Annotated in this window: 1 pseudogene; it reads left to right on the top strand. The window is 46.0% G+C overall.

What is annotated here, in order from left to right:
* The first annotated feature begins 95 nt into the window (after nucleotides 1-95).
* Nucleotides 96-995: pseudogene (locus Xedl_RS19775) on the top strand (IS982 family transposase).
* Nucleotides 996-1,013 lie beyond the last annotated feature (18 nt).

Here is a 1,013-nt window from a genome sequence, read left to right as displayed (position 1 = left end):
ACGCGATGCTCGACTTTCGAGGTGAGTTGAAATGACATAGCCACTCCTTTATAACTTTAAGTCGCCAAACTGAGAGAAATAAAGGAACAAGGGCTATGTCACAGCAAGATTTTATCATTTGGGTGTTTTGTTGGGTAGACGATAATTTAACAGCGTTACAGCAAGGCACACGATTGAGGAGCCGGGGGATCCCACCTAAGTTGAGTGATGCGGAAGTCATCGCGATGGAAGTGATTGGTGAATTCTTAGGATTTTCAACAGATAAAGGCATTTGGACGTATTTTTGTACCCACTGGCGCGCATGGTTTCCGGGGTTAGGTTCACGCGCTAACTTTGCCAAACAAGCCTCTAATCTTTGGGTTGTCAAACAAAAACTGTAAGAAAAGCTGGCGAGATTATTGGGCGCGTTCGACAAGCCGGTACATATTATCGACGGATTTCCGCTGTCTGTCTGTGGATTCAAAAGAGCAAAAGGCAGTGCCAACTTTAAAGGACAAGCCGATTATGGGTACTGCGCCGCCAAAAACGAAACTGACTACGGCTTTAAAGGGCATCTTATGATAGATGAAACCGGCGTGGTAACGGGGTTTACGCTGACACCCGCCAATGTCAGTGAGCGTGAAGCAACCTGGGATGTAATCGGCCCGATAAAAGGCTATTTGCTGGGTGATAAAGGGTATTTAGGTACTGAATTTAAACAAGAAATGAAAAAAGAAGGCATTGAAATGATAACCCCGGTGCGTGCCAATATGGATGACCCTGTCCCCAGAGAGACGAGAAAGCGCATTAATGCCAGGCGACGTTTAATTGAAACCGTCATTGGCCAACTCGCCGGGCAATTTGCTATCGAAAAGTGCTGGGCACGGGACTTGTGGCACTTGAGTAATCGAATAGCCAGAAAACTGCTTTCTCACACGTTGGGTATTTTTGCCAATTTTAAACAAGGCAAAAGTCAACGCGACTGGCTCCAACAAGCCAAGGTTATAGGGTGTTAAAGTCGAGCATCGCGTTAA

It is taken from the genome of Xenorhabdus eapokensis (assembly GCF_001908105.1).
Note: the sequence above shows the minus strand (reverse complement) of the source record. Positions and strands in the feature narration are given on the sequence as shown.